Source organism: Hymenobacter sp. UYCo722 (assembly GCF_040547115.1).
GTDB lineage: Bacteria > Bacteroidota > Bacteroidia > Cytophagales > Hymenobacteraceae > Hymenobacter.
Genome location: NZ_JBEPPC010000003.1, coordinates 85,444 through 102,441, shown reverse-complemented (window position 1 = coordinate 102,441; position 16,998 = coordinate 85,444). Strand labels below are relative to the sequence as shown.

Annotated in this window: 13 protein-coding genes; 7 read left to right on the top strand and 6 right to left on the bottom strand. The window is 61.8% G+C overall.

Annotated elements, in window-relative coordinates:
• Positions 1 to 20: 20 nt before the first annotated feature.
• Positions 21 to 800 (bottom strand): orotidine-5'-phosphate decarboxylase, encoded by a 780-nt coding sequence (pyrF, locus tag ABIB44_RS10025; protein ID WP_354584520.1) that lies wholly within the window; start codon positions 798 to 800, stop codon positions 21 to 23.
• A gap of 107 nt (positions 801 to 907) precedes the next feature.
• Positions 908 to 1,756, bottom strand: coding sequence for a dihydroorotate dehydrogenase (locus ABIB44_RS10020; protein WP_354584519.1), 849 nt, complete (start codon positions 1,754 to 1,756; stop codon positions 908 to 910).
• Positions 1,757 to 1,898: 142 nt separating this feature from the next.
• Between ABIB44_RS10020 and ABIB44_RS10015 the strand changes: the two genes are divergently transcribed.
• On the top strand, positions 1,899 to 2,096 hold the full coding sequence (locus ABIB44_RS10015; RefSeq protein ID WP_354584518.1) for a hypothetical protein: 198 nt from the start codon (positions 1,899 to 1,901) through the stop codon (positions 2,094 to 2,096).
• A 348-nt stretch (positions 2,097 to 2,444) separates the two neighbouring features.
• Here the strand turns inward: ABIB44_RS10015 and ABIB44_RS10010 are convergent, their stop codons facing one another.
• Positions 2,445 to 3,332 carry a DNA/RNA non-specific endonuclease gene (locus tag ABIB44_RS10010; protein WP_354584517.1) on the bottom strand — a complete coding sequence of 296 codons (888 nt, stop codon included), beginning with the start codon at positions 3,330 to 3,332 and terminating at the stop codon, positions 2,445 to 2,447.
• Positions 3,333 to 3,624: 292 nt separating this feature from the next.
• Positions 3,625 to 5,991 (bottom strand): T9SS type A sorting domain-containing protein, encoded by a 2,367-nt coding sequence (locus ABIB44_RS10005; RefSeq protein ID WP_354584516.1) that lies wholly within the window; start codon positions 5,989 to 5,991, stop codon positions 3,625 to 3,627.
• Between the two features lie 388 nt (positions 5,992 to 6,379).
• On the opposite strand from ABIB44_RS10005, the gene ABIB44_RS10000 reads away from it, so the two are divergent.
• The 3 genes from ABIB44_RS10000 to ABIB44_RS09990 all read left to right on the top strand — a co-directional run bounded on the left by ABIB44_RS10000 (position 6,380) and on the right by ABIB44_RS09990 (position 11,782).
• Positions 6,380 to 7,738, top strand: a complete 1,359-nt coding sequence (locus ABIB44_RS10000) for a sigma-54-dependent transcriptional regulator (protein ID WP_354584515.1) — start codon at positions 6,380 to 6,382, stop codon at positions 7,736 to 7,738.
• An 85-nt stretch (positions 7,739 to 7,823) separates the two neighbouring features.
• Positions 7,824 to 10,685: a PAS domain S-box protein gene (locus tag ABIB44_RS09995; RefSeq protein ID WP_354584514.1), complete on the top strand. Its 2,862-nt coding sequence runs from the start codon at positions 7,824 to 7,826 to the stop codon at positions 10,683 to 10,685.
• An 8-nt stretch (positions 10,686 to 10,693) separates the two neighbouring features.
• A complete protein-coding gene (locus ABIB44_RS09990; protein WP_354584513.1) occupies positions 10,694 to 11,782 on the top strand; it encodes a flavin-containing monooxygenase in 1,089 nt (362 codons plus the stop codon).
• Positions 11,783 to 12,113: 331 nt separating this feature from the next.
• Here ABIB44_RS09990 and ABIB44_RS09985 read toward each other — a convergent pair whose 3' ends face one another.
• On the bottom strand, positions 12,114 to 12,506 hold the full coding sequence (locus ABIB44_RS09985; RefSeq protein WP_354584512.1) for a T9SS type A sorting domain-containing protein: 393 nt from the start codon (positions 12,504 to 12,506) through the stop codon (positions 12,114 to 12,116).
• A 174-nt stretch (positions 12,507 to 12,680) separates the two neighbouring features.
• On the opposite strand from ABIB44_RS09985, the gene ABIB44_RS09980 reads away from it, so the two are divergent.
• The 3 genes from ABIB44_RS09980 to ABIB44_RS09970 all read left to right on the top strand — a co-directional run bounded on the left by ABIB44_RS09980 (position 12,681) and on the right by ABIB44_RS09970 (position 15,885).
• A complete protein-coding gene (locus ABIB44_RS09980) occupies positions 12,681 to 13,799 on the top strand; it encodes an NAD(P)/FAD-dependent oxidoreductase (protein ID WP_354584510.1) in 1,119 nt (372 codons plus the stop codon).
• A 156-nt stretch (positions 13,800 to 13,955) separates the two neighbouring features.
• Positions 13,956 to 15,155, top strand: coding sequence for a type III polyketide synthase (locus tag ABIB44_RS09975; protein ID WP_354584509.1), 1,200 nt, complete (start codon positions 13,956 to 13,958; stop codon positions 15,153 to 15,155).
• 10 nt (positions 15,156 to 15,165) lie between these two features.
• A complete protein-coding gene (locus ABIB44_RS09970) occupies positions 15,166 to 15,885 on the top strand; it encodes a methyltransferase domain-containing protein (RefSeq protein ID WP_354584508.1) in 720 nt (239 codons plus the stop codon).
• Between the two features lie 62 nt (positions 15,886 to 15,947).
• On the opposite strand, the gene ABIB44_RS09965 is transcribed toward ABIB44_RS09970, so the two are convergent.
• Positions 15,948 to 16,850, bottom strand: coding sequence for a histone deacetylase family protein (locus ABIB44_RS09965; protein ID WP_354584507.1), 903 nt, complete (start codon positions 16,848 to 16,850; stop codon positions 15,948 to 15,950).
• Positions 16,851 to 16,998: the final 148 nt, after the last annotated feature.

Here is a 16,998-nt window from a genome sequence, read left to right as displayed (position 1 = left end):
CGGTGAAGCGGCTTTTTGGGTCAGGCGTGTGCCGGGCTTGCTACGGCCCGAAATTCGTTGATTTGTTCCTGCAGCTCCCGGGCGGCGGTTCCGGCGTCGGGAGCCTGCCAAATTCCCCGCGAGGAGTTGATGAGCAAGCCGCTGCCGTCTTTGCGCAGGCCGGCTCGCAGCGTGGCCGAGAGGTCGCCGCCCTGCACCCCGATGCCCGGCACCAGGAACCATTGCTCGGGGCAGGCGGCGCGCAGCTTAGCCACAGTGGCCGGTTCGGTCGCGCCCACGACCAGGCCCACGGTCGAGTCGGTTATTTCCTCGTCCATCAGCTTGGCCAGGCGGGCGGCCCAGTCGCTGATGGAGCCGCCGCGCGTCATGGCTGCATCCTGCAGGCCGTGCTGGGGCTTATTCGAGGTTTTGGCGAGGGAGAAAACGACTTTGCCGGGTCGGGCGAAGGGCCGGATGGTGTCGTCGCCCATGTAGGGGTTCACGGTTACGCCGTCGGCCCCCACGATGTCGTAGGAGAAGCGGGCGTACTGTTCGGCCGTGTTGGCGATGTCGCCAAACTTCCCGTCCAGAATTACCGGAATGTCCTTCGGGATATCGCGCACGGTTTGCTGAAGCAGGGCCACCCCATTTTCACGGCTCAAAAAGAAAGCCAGGTTGGGTTTGAAAGCGGCCGCAAAGGGCGCGGCTTCGGCAATGACTTCGCGCAGGCGGCGGGCCACGGTGGCGTCGTCGCCGGTCGGGTCGAGGCCGACGCAGAGCAGGGAATTAGCCGCTTGAACGCGGGCAATGAGCTTTTGCATAAGAGCGGGTTGGGTGGGATTGTGAGTTAAAAGTTAAGAGTTAAAAGCAGACATCCAATTTTAACTCCTCACTTTTAACTATTTTCAACAACAGCAACGCGCCTGGGCTATCGGGCCAACGAGGCGCTGTGCGTTACCTCGGCCGCCAGCCGCGCCGCGAGGCCCGGCGACAGCCATTCGCCACTGGCCACCTGCACGGCCTGCGCCCCCACGCGCAAATAGTCCTGCACGTCGCGCAGTGTAAAAATACCGCCCGTGCCGAAGATGGGCAGCGTCAGTTTCTCGTCATTGGCCAGCTCCCACACGCAGCGCTGGGCCAGCGGCCGTAGCGCCTCACCCGAGAGGCCGCCCACCAGTGGCGGGGCAGCGCGGTCGGTGGGCAAATGCAGCACTTTCAGCGTGTTGGTGGCAGCCAGGGCGGTCGCGCCACCTTCCTGCGCACCCAGGGCCAGGCCCCGGATGTGGTCGGGCCATGGCGGCAACTTCACAATCACGGCCGCGTCGTCGCGCAGCTCGTTGCGCACGGCCTCGGTGGCTTCACGCACGAAACGGGCCGTTATATCTCCCCCCGAGCCGCCGGCCGGTACGGTAATATATACCTCTACCCCGGCCAGCTGCTCGCCTACTTCCCGTTGCAGGTAGCGCGCAATTTTGCGAAAGCCCGGCACGCCCGGCGCGGTAATGCTCACGAACACCGGCACGCCGAAGCGGCGCAGACGCGGCAGGTGCTCGTGCACCAGTAGTTCGGCCCCTTCAATGTGCAGGTCGGTACGGTTGAGCAGGGTCTGGTCGGCCACCTGCAGAATGCCTTCGTCGCCGGGCAGGCCGGCGCGGGGCTCCATGGTTACGGTTTTCGTAAAAATTGCGCCCAACTGCTCGTACCCTTCGCCGTCGAGCTCCCACGGGGCCGCCGCCAGGCACACCGCATTCTGTAACGTTATGGCTCCGAATTTCATAAGTATAGCGTCAGTAATGGAAACGAATTATCACCCGCACCTAAAGTTGCCTCATTGCGGGTGACGGTCAGCCGGTGTTGGTGTCCATCGGTGAATGAGTAAGAGAGCAAATGAGTGATTTAAACAGCGCCATAGCCCAGGAATGACTTATCTATTCGAACCAACCGCGCATAAAAAAGCCGTTTCGAAATCCGAAACGGTGGCGGGGCAACAACCAGAAAAAACAGCGGAAATACCGGAGGCAAAATCGGAAAAACCGGCGGCGGCGAAGACCTTCCGGTCCTCTCGCGGGTCGCTGCTGAGCAGAGTCCCGCGCTTCATCAACGAGTTTTTGGGTTGAAGCACGATGCAAAATTACGGAATGTTTACGCCGGGCAAAGGTTGGTAATGTTACCTTTTTATTGCGCGGTTTTTTTCGGTTTTATTTAATCCCCTAACTGACTAGCAAACGCACTTTTCGCCTGCTTTTTTTACGCTGAAAAAAATTCGGGCGTTTATAACCAATTGCTTTGCAAGCACAACCCACCGTAACTTTGACGCTTTATTCCGTAAATGCCGGCCCTGGCTACATTTAGCGGCAAGCAAAAAGCCCTGAAATACGATGTATTTCAGGGCTTTTTTGATTTTTCCTCGGCTTACCTGTTAAAAGCGCAACAAGTCGGGCCGAAATCAAGCAACGAGCACAATATCAACTCGTGGGCCCGGCATCTACTTTCGACTCGATGGTGGCCTGCACGGTGCTGCTCACGGCCGAGAGGATGTTGTAGCCCGTAGCGGCTTCGATAGCGTCTACGCTGGTGCGGTAGCTGCCCCAAGCCGTGCCGATAGAATTGGTGTTGGGCATGTTTACGGCGATAACGCGGGTGCTAGTGGTTACGCGGCTGGCGTCGGAACTGCCCTCGGGCAGCACCACCATCACCTTCCAGCAGTTGCTGGGCACGGTGATGCGGCCACTGCTGATAGTAGTGGCGTAACCATTGGAGCCGGTGCCGCCACTGCCGTAGCTACCGGCAATGATGTACACCTCGTAGCCCTGGCCCACGAGGGTGCGCGCGTAGTTTTCGAGGCCGGCCCAGGTTTGCTGGTTGTTGGTGGGGGCCTGGGGCATCATGTTGGTCATCAGAAAGGTGGCCGTGTTGTCGGCTACCGAGCCAGTGCGGTCGGCCGAAGGGCAGTTGTGGCCACGGTCGAAGCCCGAGCCCGAGTAGCTGGTGCTACCTACGTGGTACCACGAAGAAGGCAGGGCTGCGTCGGACGCGAAGTTGTCCTGGCGGGCGGTGCTGCCCAGCCAGGCGCTGCTTAGGTGCCAGCTCACCCAGTTCGGCTTGCCCTTGTCGCGGCTATACGACAGGGTGTACTGGGTTTTAGTCATCAGGTAGTTGTTGGGCGAGTTCGTGGCGTCAGTCACGGCCCCGCTGGGGTTGCCCATCGCCAGGTTACTGTCGCGGGTGGCATTTTGATTGACCGTGGTGGCGGTGGGGTTTTGGCTGGGAGCAACCGGCTCGACGCGCGAACAGGAAACGGCCAAAGCAGTAAGCAGCGCCAAGCTGCTGATTCGGGTGAGCGTAACCTTCATGTAAAAGTGGATTTGATAAAAGGTTAAAATGATGACCGCAAAATTCCCGCGCTGGAATTACGCCACCACGTCCACAATGTTACGCCTATGTTATCATCCGACCAATTCACTGATTTGCACATCATGTCATCACTATATACTTCAGTTTAAGATGCTGCTTTAACGCCCGGTTTTAGACCAAGCCCCCATGCAAATGGCCCCGCCGGCAATGCCAGCGGAGCCACTCGGGTAGATGAGCCACTATTCCAACCAATGTTTTTCTCCCGGCCAGATGCCGGCGCGGTCTGCTGCCCTATTGGCCGCTCACCACGAGGCGCTCGGTGGCCAGCTTACGGCCGGCCGCATCGCGCAGCACCACGTAGTAGAGGCCGGCTTTGAGCGCGGGGAGGGCTACCCGGCCCGCATTTTCGGTCAGCAGCACCTGGCTCACCAGCTGGCCGGTTTCGGCATAGGTGGTGAGCTGGCCGCCGCCGGGCAGGTTGCGGAAGTCGAGGTGCGCTTCCTGGGCCGTACCGGCGGGGTTGGGATACACGTCGAGCTGAGCCAGGCCCGCCTGTTTGCCCACCGCCACGGCTACTACCGCCGAAAACGACTCGCGCCCGTCGACATCGACCTGACGCAGGCGATAATAGAGCGCGTTGGCACCCAGCGTGCCGGCCTCCGCATCGCGCAACTGGTAGCTGCGGTGGCTGGTGCTGCTGCCGGCGGCAGCTACGCGGCCCACGGCCTGGTAGCCGCTTTCGCCGTTGAGGGAGCGCTCGACCACAAAGTGGCTGCTGTTTTTCTCCGAAGCCGTGGCCCAGCGCAGCTCAGTAGCACCGCCGGTCCACTTAGCCTCGAAGCTGATGAGCTCGACGGGCAGCGGGTATTGCAGCGAAATCAGTGGTACGTCTTCGGCAAAGGCGTAATACACGCGGGTGTTGGAAAGTACGCTTACGGCGCTGGTTACCGTTATTTCGGCATACGTGAAATCGCGCGACGCCAGGAAGGAAATACGACTGATGTCGGTGGAACCCAGGAGCGTTACGCCCAGCAAGGAAGAGCCGGTTTTGGTTTCGATAAGCTTATTATTTGCGTCATACGTCGCGATTGTCAGCCGCTGTAGAGCCGTCAGGTCTAACAGGCCACCGCCCTGGCTCACCGCAAAGCCGACCCGGTTGCCGGCTCTACCCGTACCGTTCAGTTTCAGCTTCAAGCTGGCCGTAGCCGGAGTGGCAAGGGGCGTAATAAGCGTGACGGTGCCCACCAAGTTAAGTGAGCTCAGGTTTATCCCCAATGTGTTGAGCTCAGCATAGTTGCCACTAGTAGAACTGGTAGGAATTATATTATCAGCGGCTAATTGTGGATTGACAACCTGTGAAATAGTCAAAGGCAATGCGTTTACTCTAGTGGTTACAGGAACAGTAATACCTGTTAATGGGTCCCTAACGCTCACCGTAAGGTTAACATCAACGACCACTTGCTGTGTAGGACTGGCACTAAAGGCATCCGCGGGTAATGTGCCCGAGAAATTAGACAGCACAGGGTTCATTCCTTCAAATGCCAGCGGGTCCAGCCCAAATGCGTAGTATACATCAAGGTCGTCGAGCACTGTAAGGTCGATAGATTTAAGAAGTCCTACGCGCGCGATTCTTACTCCGTCGAAAGGCTTATTTGCGGCCGTTTTGAACGATACCTGGGCTTTGTTGCCGGACAGCAAGCTCAGATTAAGAAGATTAAGGCCCGAACGGGTTTCGACCAGCGTGCCGCCGAGATAAGTACTAATTTCCAAGCCACTCAGCACGCTCACGTCTATTAGGCTACTCTGCCCAATCACAAACCCGGCGTAGTAGCCACCCGCCGCGCCGCCCACGGGCACTCCTGCCAGTTTAGCATATATGGCCGGATTGCAGGCTACCGTGGCGGTACTGCGCAGGGTTGCAAAATTGGTCAGACTAACATCAGCCACCTGTTCGGGGGAGGTTACATCGGCGTTAACGCAAAGTGCTAAAAGCGGGCCGCCAGCAACTGATGTGCGGTATTCAGTGCCAGCCGTGGGGGTTGCAAAGCGCGACAGGTAACCAATGGCCCGGGTCTGAATACCCGGCCGCACACCGTAGGCATAAAACACATTAAAGCTGCGGTTGAGACTCGCCACGGAAAGCACTTCGAATTCGACGGCATCGAACGACAGCGTACTGGTAAATTCCAACTGCGTAGGCTGGCTGTTACCTCCTAGTGAGGCTTCCAACACATCTACTCTCACCAGCCGGGTTTCGCGCTCAGCTCCATTGAGGTAGGTACGGAGCTTGACTGCGCCAAGCGCCGTTAAGCTCAGGGCACTGCTGGTATTAGCCAGCACCACGCCCGCACGGTAGCCCGCCGGCGCTTCGCCGGTCAGGTTGAAGCGTAGCGATACGGGCGAGCCTGCCACCGATGCACCGCTCACTTGAACCGTAGTAAATGCGCTAAGTGCTCCGGCCGAGGCATTCACGCCGGCCGTGATGGTGCCACCAGTCGTCACCAGGTTAGTAGGCCCACTTGTGGAATAATAGGCGGGCAGCGTAGCCTGCGCCCAAGCCCCGGGCACCAACCCGATGATTAACAGGCCAATTTGAAGAATAAGGCCCGCGAAGCGGGTCGGAACGGGCTTGCCATTGGAAGTAGTAAAGAATTGCATGGCCGGAAATAAAAAATTGAAGGGATAGTGCGTTGTGTCTGCACCTTCCTTGCAATTCCGCCGCCATTACACTTTGCAATGGCGGGCCGGCTGGCAGTCAATTATATACTATTTTAGCTATGAAGATTATTATTCCCATTCGCGGAAAAAAGTCTATTAATGAGAATTTTCTAATATTATCCACTAAATCCGCTTTTGAATACACTTCGTATGTCCGGTGTTTAGCCCAATAATTTGCCCGCTGCGCGATTTGCAGCGTATTTTTGCAATATAATTTTTCCAATGCGTCTACGTTTCTCACCTGCCGGTTAGGGCCTAATTGCGGGAATTTTAACGCTGTGTTAAATACTTTGCCTGGAAATCCTTCGTCATTTTCCACTACTTGTTCATGGTATCAGTTCTACCCTTCAAAATATTTGTTGTTGAGGACAACGAATGGTACGGTGAGCTGCTGGCGCACCGCCTGGGGCAAAATCCCAATCACAGCGTCCATCGGTTCACCACGGCCAAAGCGTGCCTGGAGCAGCTGGGCGAACAGCCCGACTTTATTACCCTCGATTACTCCTTGCCCGATGCCAAGGGCGAGCAGCTGCTAAGTCAGATTCGGGAGCGCCTACCTGGCACCGAAGTACTGGTGATTTCGGGCCAGGAAGACGTGAGCACCGCTGTGAGCATGCTGCGCCAGGGGGCCTACGACTACCTGGTGAAGGACGACAATACCCTCGACCGCCTCTGGAATATTGTGGGCAAGGTAGAGCAGCAGGCCCGCCTGCGCCGCGAAAACACCCAGCTGCGCCAGCAGGTGGGCGCGCGCTACGGGGCGGCCCAGGCCCTTCTGGGCGAGCACACCACCATGCAGCAGGTGCGTACGCTTATAACCAAGGCGGCCCGCACCACCATCACGGTGAGTGTAAACGGCGAAACCGGCACGGGCAAGGAGGTGGTGGCCAAGGCCATTCACTTTCAGTCGGAACGCGCGGCCCAACCTTTCGTGGCCGTGAACATGGCCGCCATTCCGCGCGAGCTGGTGGAGAGCGAGTTGTTTGGCCACGAGAAAGGCGCTTTTACGGGGGCAGTTGCGCGGCGCGTGGGTCGGCTGGAAGAAGCCAACGGCGGAACCCTGTTTCTGGACGAAATCGCCGACCTCGACCTCGGCCTGCAGGCCAAGCTGCTGCGCGTGCTGCAAGAGCGCGAGGTGACGCGCGTAGGTGGCAACCAGGCCGTGGCCTTCGACGTGCGCCTGATGGTGGCCACGCACCGCGACCTGCTGGATGAGGTGCAGACCGGCCGCTTCCGCGAAGATTTATATTACCGCCTGCTGGGCTTGCCCATTACGCTACCGCCGCTGCGCCAGCGCGGCGATGACACTTTACTGCTGGCCGAGGTGTTTGTGCGCGATTTTTGCCGCCTGAACAACCTGCCGCCGCGATATTTGTCGGAAAGCGCCCGCGAGCGGCTACTCGACCATCCATTCCCCGGCAATGTGCGCGAGTTGAAAGCGGTGGTGGAGCTGGCTACCGTGCTGGCCGACGGCGAGCAGATTCTGGGCGACGACCTGCCGCTGCGGGCCGGCCGGATTTTGGTGGGCGTGGGCAGCGTGCTCTCGCTGCGCGAACAGACGACGGCCATCGTGCAGCAATGCCTCGACGAGATGGACGGCGACGTGCTGGCGGCGGCGGCCCGGCTGCGCATCGGTAAATCAACCATTTATCGGATGATTCAGCAGCAGGAGCTCCGGGTGGGCTAGGCTGATGCCTGCCGATGCTACCGCCTACGCCCATAACTTGCCAGGCGGCGGGCCGATGTGGGTTTGTTGAATTACTTTTCCCAATATGCGCCGTTTTCAACATCCGCGTTTGGCCCGGCGGGCCGCTGTTCCGGCCGTACGCCGGACGGCGGGCCAGCCACCTGCCCAAGCTACCCTGGGGTCGCCCACGTTTGGCCAGGGCCTGGCCGACCAAGTGCCACTCCTACTCTTTACCTACGACCTGCGGCATCAGCGCCTAAAGCACTGCAACCGCCACTGCCACACCGTGCTGGGCTACGACAGCGCGGAGATGCTGGCTTTCGGCAACCGGCTGGCCGATGAGCTGATGCACCCGGAGTCGCGGGCGCAGCTACAGCGGCAAGACGTGCTGGGCCGCCTCGCCTCGGGCCAGCCCCTGAGCTGGGACTGCCGCATACGCCATCGCGACGGCAACTGGCGCTGGCTGCGCATCCGGCTGCTGGCCAGTGCAGTGGATACCACCGGTGCTCCTACCGAGGTAATGGGCAGCGCTGAAGACGTAACGCGGCATCGTACGGCCATTGCCGAGCTGCGCCACAACCGCCACCTGCTACGCCGCATCGTGGACCTGGTACCCAACCTGCTCACGATTTATGACCTGAGCCAAGGCCGCAACACCTACGCCAACCGCCACGTCGAGCAGCTGCTGGGGTATACCAGCGACGAGCTGGCGGCCTTCGGCGAAGGCGAGCTGCTCAAAACCGTGCTCCCTCCGCAGTCGCACCAGCTCATTACCGAGCACATCGCCGAGATGACGAACCTGGCCGACGGCGAAACGCGCAGCCTGGAGTACAGTCTGCGCCACCGCGACGGCTCAACGCGCTGGCTCCGCACGACGCATATTTCGTTCATGCGCGACGCGCAGGGCCGGGTGCTGAACCTGCTCGGAGTATCGGAAGACATTACCGAACGCCGGGCCACCGACGAGCAGCACGAGCAGGCCGCCGCTCACCTGGCCGAGCAGCACCGCTTGTTCCGCCAGGTCATCGACGCCCTGCCCCACCCCGTGTATCTGAAAGACTCCACCGGCCGCTACCTACTGGCCAACGAGGCCATGGCTGCTGTGTTTGGCATGACCCCCGACGAGCTCGGCCAGGCAATTCCACCGCCCCATGTGGTAGCGCCCAACGACTGGGCCCGCTATCAGCGGCAGGACAACCAGGTACTGCGCACCGGCCAGGACCTGACCATGGAAGAATCAGTACGCACGCCAGACGGTAATACGCTGTGGTTTAGCAGTGTGAAGCGTTTGTTTTTGGGAGCCGACGGCCAGGGCCAGGTCCTGGGCGTGGACAGCAACATTACCGAGCTGAAACGCACGCAGCAGGCCCTGGAAGCGGCCATTGCGGCGGCCCAGGTCGATGCCCAGGCCAAAGAGGACTTTCTGGCCAACATGAGCCACGAAATCCGCACGCCGCTGCACGGCATTCTGGGCCTGACGGGCGTGCTGGCCAAAACCGCGCTCAGCCGCAGCCAGCACGATTACCTGCGCCTACTGGGCGAGTCGGCTGAGCACCTGCTCACCGTTCTCAACGACGTGCTGACCACCGCCCGGCTGGGGGCCGGCAAGCTGCAGGCCGAGTCCACCTCGTTCAGCCCCGACGAACTGCTGCGTGGCTGCGCGGCCCTGCTGCGCCCCCGGGCCCGCGAAAAAGAATTGCGCCTGCGCGTGGACAAGCCGACGGCGCTCCCGCCGGTGCTTGGCGACCCGCACCGCCTGCGCCAGGTGCTGCTGAACCTGGTGAGCAACGCCATCAAGTTCACCGAAACCGGGCAGGTGCGGCTCAGCTGCCATCTGGTGGCAGGCCCCACCAGCACAACGGAGCCTGCGGGCACGGTCTGGTTGCGCTTCACGGTGAGCGACACCGGCGTGGGCATGGCCCCGGAAGTGATGGACCAGGTTTTTGAGCCCTTCGCCCAGGCCGCCGCCAGCACCGACCGCGAGTATGGCGGCTCGGGCCTGGGCCTAAGTATTTCGGAAGGCCTGGTACAGCTCATGGGCGGCACCCTGCGCGTGAGCAGCGAGCGGGGCACCGGCAGCACGTTTTCATTCACGCTGCCCCTGCCGATGGCCGCATCGGAAGCGGCCCCGGCCAACCTACCCGCTGCCCCCGATGCGCTGGCTCCGGCGGCCGGCAGCCTACTGCTGGTTGAGGACAACCTCGTGAACAGCCTGCTGGCCGAAACCGTGCTGCGCAACTGGGGCTGGCAGGTAACCACGGCCGCCAGCGGCCCGGCCGCCATCCTGCTGTTCGAACACCGCCCGTTCGACCTGGTACTGATGGACATTCAGATGCCCGGCATGGACGGCGAAACCGCCGCCCGGGCCCTGCAGGCCCACCCCGATGCCGCCCGCGCGACCACCCCCATTATCGCCCTCACGGCCCGTGCGCAGGCGGGCGAGGCCGAGCGCCTGCAAGCGGCCGGGTTTGCCGGCTACCTGGCCAAGCCCTACCGCGAAGAGCAGCTCCTCGAAGTCATTCGCACCGTGCTGGCCCGCGCCAACCAGGCCGCCGAGCCCGTTATTGCATACCACAATTCCACTGCCATGCCTTCCGAAACACCTCTCTACGACCTTAGCAACGTGCGCCAGCTGGTGCGCAACGATGAAGCCATTGTGCGCCGGCTGGCCTGGGCCTTCATCGAAACCACGCCCGCCATTCTCACCGCCCTCGACGAAGCCCTGACGGCCGCCAACTGGGAAGCCGTGGGCGACGCCGCCCACCACCTCAAAAGCTCGCTCGATGGCCTCGGAGTAGAAAGCCTGCGCCACGTCATCCGCGAGATTGAGGCCTACGGGGAGGCGCCGCCCGCGCCGACCCAGGCCGCCCAACAGGTGACGCTGGTGCGCAGCACCACCGAGCAGGTGATGGCCGACCTGCGCCACGAGTTTCCGGAGCAGCACTAGGCACCCGCATGAGTTTTACATTGCCCGGCAATTCGCCCCTGGCACCCATCGTGCTCGATGCGGTGGTGATTGGCGCGGGCCAGGCCGGGCTGGCCGCAGCTTATTATCTGCGGAAGCGCGGCGTGGCTTTTCGGGTGCTGGAGGGAGCGGCAACCGCAGGGGCGGCCTGGGCCGCGCGCTACGATTCGCTACGGCTGTTTTCGCCGGCCTGGGCCAGTGGGCTGCCCGGCCGCCCCTGGCCCGGCAACTCGTTGCGCTACCCTACCCGCGACGAAACCGTGGCCTACCTGCGCGATTATGCGGCCCACTTCAATTTTTCCGTCGATACCGGCCAGCGCGTAACCCGCCTGGCCCCGGCCAGCGGCCAGCCCGGCTACGCGGTGCACACCGCCGCCGGCCGTACTTATCTGGCCCGCTACGTCATCATTGCGACCGGGCCTTATGCGCAACCGCGCGTACCGGCCTGGGCCAACCAGCTGCCGCCCGCCGTGGCGCAGCGGCACAGCCGCGACTACCAGCGCCCCGCCCAGCTGCCCGGCACTGGCCCGGTGGCCGTGGTGGGCAGCGGCAACTCGGCCCTGCAAATTGCCGCCGACCTGGCCGCCACCGGCCGGCCCCTATTCGCGGCTTTCGACGAGCGCACCAGTGCCATTCCCAACAACCAGCTGATGTGGACCGGTTTAACCCTCACCGGCTTTATGAAGGTGCCGCGCCATACCGCGCCGGGCCGCTGGCTGCATCGCCAGCCCGAAGGCGTGGTGAGCGGCGACCTGCACCACCTGCGCCGCCTAGGCAACGTGGCTTTTATTGGCCGGGCCACGGGCGTGCAGTCCGGCGGTATCATTCAGGGCGCGAAAGCCCCCACGCCACCGCTGGAGGCCGTGGTATGGGCCACCGGCTACCGCCCCAACTACCCCTGGATTGAGCTGCCCATTCTCGCCCCCGATGGCTTCCCCCAACACCAGCGCGGCCTTACGGCTGCGCCCGGCGTGGCCTTCCTGGGCCTGCCCTGGCTCGACACCCGCAGCTCGGCCCTGCTGAATGGAGCCGGGGCCGATGCTCGGCGCGTGGTGGCGGCCCTGCTGGCCGGGCAGTAGGCTGCGCAGCCAGCCGCCGGAAGCCGGCCGGAATGCCCAAATCTTATTGAAACCTGCTGGCCATTTTTGGGGTTGAAGAACCAGAAGCCTGCCCCGATAAGGCGTGGCCCGTTATTCATCCGTCATTCCTATTCGCATCATGTTTATTTTCATGCTCGGCCTGTTGCTTGCCACGGCCATTCTCGCGCTCAAAACTGCTTCCAACGTAAAGGAAATGCTGGTACCCGTTCCCGTTAGGGCTCGCTAGTTTCCGATGCATTCGGACAATAAAAAAAGCAGCCATCGGGCTGCTTTTTTTATTGTCTATACCTGCTGAAAATTCGGTGGCTGATTAGCGGATAACCAGCTTGCACATCTGGCTGGTGTTTTCGGCTTCGAGGCGCACGTAGTACAAGCCGTTGGCAAATTTGCTCAGGTCGAGCATTTTGGTGTAGCGGTCGTTGAGTTCGGTGAGGGTCTCGCGGTACATCACCGTGCCAATAACATTAAGTACGCTCAACTCCACCTTTTTGCCCTGCAGGTTGTTGATGGTGAGGTGTACGATACCCGTGCTGGGGTTGGGGTAAACGAGCAGGGTTTTGTTGTTGTCGTCGCCCGGCTTGGCCTGCTGGCCGGGGCGGTGGCGCACCACGGCCGCCGCCGCCGGCGCGGCCGACTGAAGCGGAGCCAGGCCCAGGCCCAAACAAGCGCCGAAAAGTAAAGTTAATAAGTAGCGTTGCATCATAAATAGAATTAGTGCCCCTGAGATTAAGCGCAGTGCGCTTGAACTTAACGATATTTTTTTGTTTTGGTTAGCAAAGATACGAAATCGCTTCGGGTGCTCAAGAAAGAATATACGAAAACCTCGATAAACCGGGCTAATTTCGCCCTAGCTGCTCTCCCTTTGCCGACCAAATAAGTGGATATATTATTAATTGGCGGTGGCCTGGCTGGTCTGGCCGCCGCCCTGGACCTGAGTTCCCGCGGGCACGAAGTAACCTTGGTTGAGCGTAAGCAATATCCCTTTCATAAGGTATGCGGCGAGTATGTGAGCAACGAAGTGCTGCCCTACCTGCGCCGCCTCGGGGCCGACCCGGCCGAGCTGGCTCCGGCCGCCATTGCGCAATTCGTGCTGAGCTCGCCGGGCGGCCGCCTGCTCACGAGTGCGCTCGATTTGGGGGGCTTTGGCGTGAGCCGCTACTTGCTGGATAATTTTCTGTATCGGCTGGCCGTGGCCCGGGGCGTAACATTTCATCTGAAAAACACCGTGACCGATGTGGCCTTCGACGCGGTGGCCGACCGGCATACCGTAACGCTGGCCGATGGCCGCCAACTGGTAGCCCGCGTGGTGCTGGGCACCTACGGCAAGCGCGCCGCGCTGGACCGGCAGCTGCAACGCCCGTTTTTCGGGCAGCGCTCGCCCTACCTTGGCGTGAAATACCACCTGCGCCTGCCGGGTTTCGCGCGCGACGTGATTGCGCTGCACAACTTTGCCGATGGCTATGCCGGTATTTCGGCCATCGAAGAAGACAAGCTGTGCTTTTGCTACCTCACCACCCGCACCAATCTGAAACAGCACGGTACCATTCCGGCCATGGAGCGCGAGGTGCTGGCTCGCAACCCCCGCCTGCGCGAGATTCTGGACTCGGCCGAAGTGCTGTACCCGCAGCCGGAGGTTATTAATGAGATTTCCTTCGCCCCAAAGCAGCCCGTGGAGCAGCATGTGCTGATGGTGGGCGACGCGGCCGGGCTTATTACGCCGCTCTGTGGCAATGGCATGGCCATGGCCCTGCACGGTGCGGCGCTGGCGGCTACGGCTACGCACGCGTTTTTGGCGGGCCGCACCAGCCGGCCGCAGCTGGAGCATGGCTACACCCAAGCCTGGCAGGCCCAGTTTGGGGCACGCCTGCGGGTGGGCCGGGCCGTGCAGCAACTGTTTGGCGGGCCGGTGATGAGCGAGCTGGTGGTGGGCGGCCTGCGCCATTGGCCGGCCGCCGTGCGCGCGCTGATGCGGCGCACCCACGGGCAGCCATTCTGAGCTGACGGGCCGCACGCCAGAATGTTATTGGCACAATTTTGCCAGGACAACCGGTAAACGTGCTTCTTTTACCGTAGATACTGAAACCTGTGGCGCGAGCCGGCAGTTTCGCTCCACGAGCGTCCGAACTATCTGACTTTCTAATTTATTTCCGGCATGCCGAGTTATCTAGGTGCCATTGGCACTGCCAACCCTACCCATCGCATTGCCCAGCCGCAGATTGCCGAGTTTATGGCCCGGGCCCTGCAGTTTGGCGAGGGCGACACGCGCAAGCTGCGGGCCCTGTACCGGGTATCGGGTATCGAGTACCGGTATTCGGTACTGCCCGACTATGGCCGGGCACCGGGTGAGTACACTTTTTTCCCCAACACCCCTACCCTGGAGCCGTTCCCGAGCGTGGGACAGCGCATGGCCGCCTACCGCCGCGAGGCTCTGCCGCTGGCCGTGGAAGCCGTGCGCGCCAGCCTGGGCCAGGTGCCCGACGTAGACGCGGCCACCATCACCCACCTCGTGACGGTGAGCTGCACGGGCATGTACGCGCCGGGTCTCGACATTGAGCTGGTGCAAGCCCTGGGCCTGCGGCCCGACGTGCGCCGCACCTGCGTAAATTTCATGGGCTGCTATGCGGCCGTGAATGCCATTAAGCTGGCCGATGCTTTTTGCCGGTCCGAGGCCGACGCCCGCGTGTTGATTGTGAGCGTGGAGCTCTGTACGCTGCATTTCCAGAAGAGCCCGCAGGAGGACCACCTCATCAGCAACGCGCTGTTTGGCGACGGGGCGGCGGCCTGCCTGGTGCAGGCTAGTCAGCTGCCCAATGGCGCGCCCAGCCTTTCGCTCGACGGCTTTCATTGCGGCCTGGAGCCCGATGGGCACGACGACATGGCCTGGCACATCAACGATTTCGGCTTCGAGATGACGCTGAGCAGCTACGTGCCCAAGCTTATTCAGCGCGGCATCCGGAAACTGACGGACGGGCTACTGGCCAGCCTGCCGGTGCAGCTGAGCGACATCCATCATTTTGCCATTCACCCCGGCGGGCGCAAGATTCTGGAAACCATTGAGGCCGAGCTGGGGCTGACGCGCGAGGATAACCGCCACGCCTACCGGGTGCTGCGCGACTACGGCAACATGTCGTCGGCCACGGTACTGTTTGTATTGCGCGAGGTGCTGGCCGCCGCTACCCCGGCCGACAATGGCGCGCCGGTGCTCAGCTTCGCCTTTGGCCCGGGCCTGACGATGGAGGCCATGCTACTGCAATTATCAGTTAGCAGCGAACAGTTAATAGTTGACAGTGAGCGAAATGATGAGAAGGACCAGTTTCAAAAATCCGAAGCCATCCTGGCAACTGCTCACTGATAACTGTTAAATGTTAACTGAAAGAGCCCCCGGCCCCGAGCTGATGGACGACCTGACGCTGGCCACCGACGACCTGCGCCAGAATCTCGACGAGCTCGAAACCATCAATACCTGGCTGGGCGGCTATGCGCCGGTGCTGCACGCGCTGGCCCGGCTACGCCCGCGCTTTCCGGCCGGGCGGCCCCTGCGCGTGGCCGACCTCGGCAGCGGTGGCGGCGACACCCTGCGCCACGTAGCCCGTTGGGCGCGCAAAAAAGGAGTCTCCGCAGCATTGACGGGTATTGATGCCAATGCCTTCATGCTGGAATATGCTGCCGCCAAAAGCCGGGAATTCCCCGAAATCAGCTACCGGCAATTCGATATTTTCTCGCCCGAGTTTCAAACCGAGCCGTTTGATGTGCTCACGTGCAGCCTGTTCTGCCACCATTTCAGTGATGAGGAGCTGGTGACGCTGCTGCGGCAGTGGCGGGCGCAGGCCGGGCTGGCCGTAGTCATCAACGACTTGCACCGGCACTGGCTGGCCTACTACAGCATTAAGTGGCTGACGCGGCTGCTGGGCGGCTCGTACCTGGTGCGACACGATGCGCCGCTCTCGGTGGCCCGCGCCTTTCGGCGGCAGGATTGGGTGGCGCTGCTGGCACGGGCCGGCATCACGCACTACGAGCTGCGCTGGCGCTGGGCGTTCAGATGGCAGCTGATAATTAGTGAACAGTTAGCAGTTAACAATTAACAGTCGTTTCATTTACGCTGACAAGCTTATCTGAGAGGCTGTTAACTATTCACTACTAGCTGTTAACTGAAAAGCCCGGCGGCCACCCGGAAGGTGTTGGCGTGGGCTTCCACGATGTCGATTATGCCCTCGGAATAGCCGCCGCCCATGCACACCACCACCGGCAGTCGGTGCTGGTGGCAGAGGCCGAGCACCAGCTCGTCGCGCTGGCGGCAGCCGGCGCGGCTCAATCCCAGGTGGCCGAGCTTATCGGTGGCCAACACGTCGACCCCGGCGAGGTAGAACACGAAATCGGGCTGCACTTCGGCCAGGAGGCGCGGGAGCGTGGCGGCCAATAGCGGCAGATAGGCGGCATCGTCGGTGCCATCGGGCAGGGGCAGGTCGAGGTCGGACTGCTCTTTGCGGGCGGGGTAGTTGCGGCCACCGTGCATCGAGAAAGTGAACACGCGCGGCTCATCCCGAAAAATAGCGGCCGTGCCGTTGCCCTGGTGCACGTCGAGGTCTACTATCAGCACTTTTCGCGCGTGGCCGTAGGCCAGCAGCCAGGCGGCGGCGGCGGCCTGGTCGTTCAGCAGGCAAAACCCTTCGCCCCGGGCGCGAAAGGCGTGGTGTGTGCCGCCGGCGATGTTGAAGGCCACGCCATGCACCAGCGCCCGCCGCGCACATTCAATGGTGCCCCCCAAAATGGTGATTTCGCGCTCGAACAACTCGCGCGACCACGGGAAACCGGTGGTCCGCTCCTCCTGCCGGGTAAGCTGGCCGGCGCGCAGGCGGGCGTAGTAATCGGCATCGTGCACGCGCAGGATATCCGCGTCGGGCGGGGGCTGGGCCACAAAAAAATCGGCCGCCGTGGCCGTGCCCTCGTGCAAAAGCTGCTCGGGTAGCAGCTCGTATTTCAGCATGGGGAAGCGGTGGCCGGCCGGCAGCGGGTGGGCGTAGCAGGGCGCGTTGGCGATGGAAAGCATGGGGCAAAAGTCGGCCGCGCGGCCGGCAAAATCGGCTACGCAATTTTATAATATAAAACTTGCCGGTGGCGCTTGCCTTTGTGCCCGGCGGTGTGCTTCTTGCTGATGCGAATACGGCGACCAGCTGCTGGCCAAGCTGAGGAAACCC

Coding starts and splice junctions, on each gene's coding strand:
- pyrF (WP_354584520.1), bottom strand. CDS start 800: ATGCAAAAGCTCATTGCCCGCGTTCAAGCGGCTAATTCCCTGCTCTGC.
- ABIB44_RS10020 (WP_354584519.1), bottom strand. CDS start 1,756: ATGAAATTCGGAGCCATAACGTTACAGAATGCGGTGTGCCTGGCGGCG.
- ABIB44_RS10015 (WP_354584518.1), top strand. CDS start 1,899: ATGACTTATCTATTCGAACCAACCGCGCATAAAAAAGCCGTTTCGAAA.
- ABIB44_RS10010 (WP_354584517.1), bottom strand. CDS start 3,332: ATGAAGGTTACGCTCACCCGAATCAGCAGCTTGGCGCTGCTTACTGCT.
- ABIB44_RS10005 (WP_354584516.1), bottom strand. CDS start 5,991: ATGCAATTCTTTACTACTTCCAATGGCAAGCCCGTTCCGACCCGCTTC.
- ABIB44_RS10000 (WP_354584515.1), top strand. CDS start 6,380: ATGGTATCAGTTCTACCCTTCAAAATATTTGTTGTTGAGGACAACGAA.
- ABIB44_RS09995 (WP_354584514.1), top strand. CDS start 7,824: ATGCGCCGTTTTCAACATCCGCGTTTGGCCCGGCGGGCCGCTGTTCCG.
- ABIB44_RS09990 (WP_354584513.1), top strand. CDS start 10,694: ATGAGTTTTACATTGCCCGGCAATTCGCCCCTGGCACCCATCGTGCTC.
- ABIB44_RS09985 (WP_354584512.1), bottom strand. CDS start 12,506: ATGATGCAACGCTACTTATTAACTTTACTTTTCGGCGCTTGTTTGGGC.
- ABIB44_RS09975 (WP_354584509.1), top strand. CDS start 13,956: ATGCCGAGTTATCTAGGTGCCATTGGCACTGCCAACCCTACCCATCGC.
- ABIB44_RS09970 (WP_354584508.1), top strand. CDS start 15,166: ATGTTAACTGAAAGAGCCCCCGGCCCCGAGCTGATGGACGACCTGACG.
- ABIB44_RS09965 (WP_354584507.1), bottom strand. CDS start 16,850: ATGCTTTCCATCGCCAACGCGCCCTGCTACGCCCACCCGCTGCCGGCC.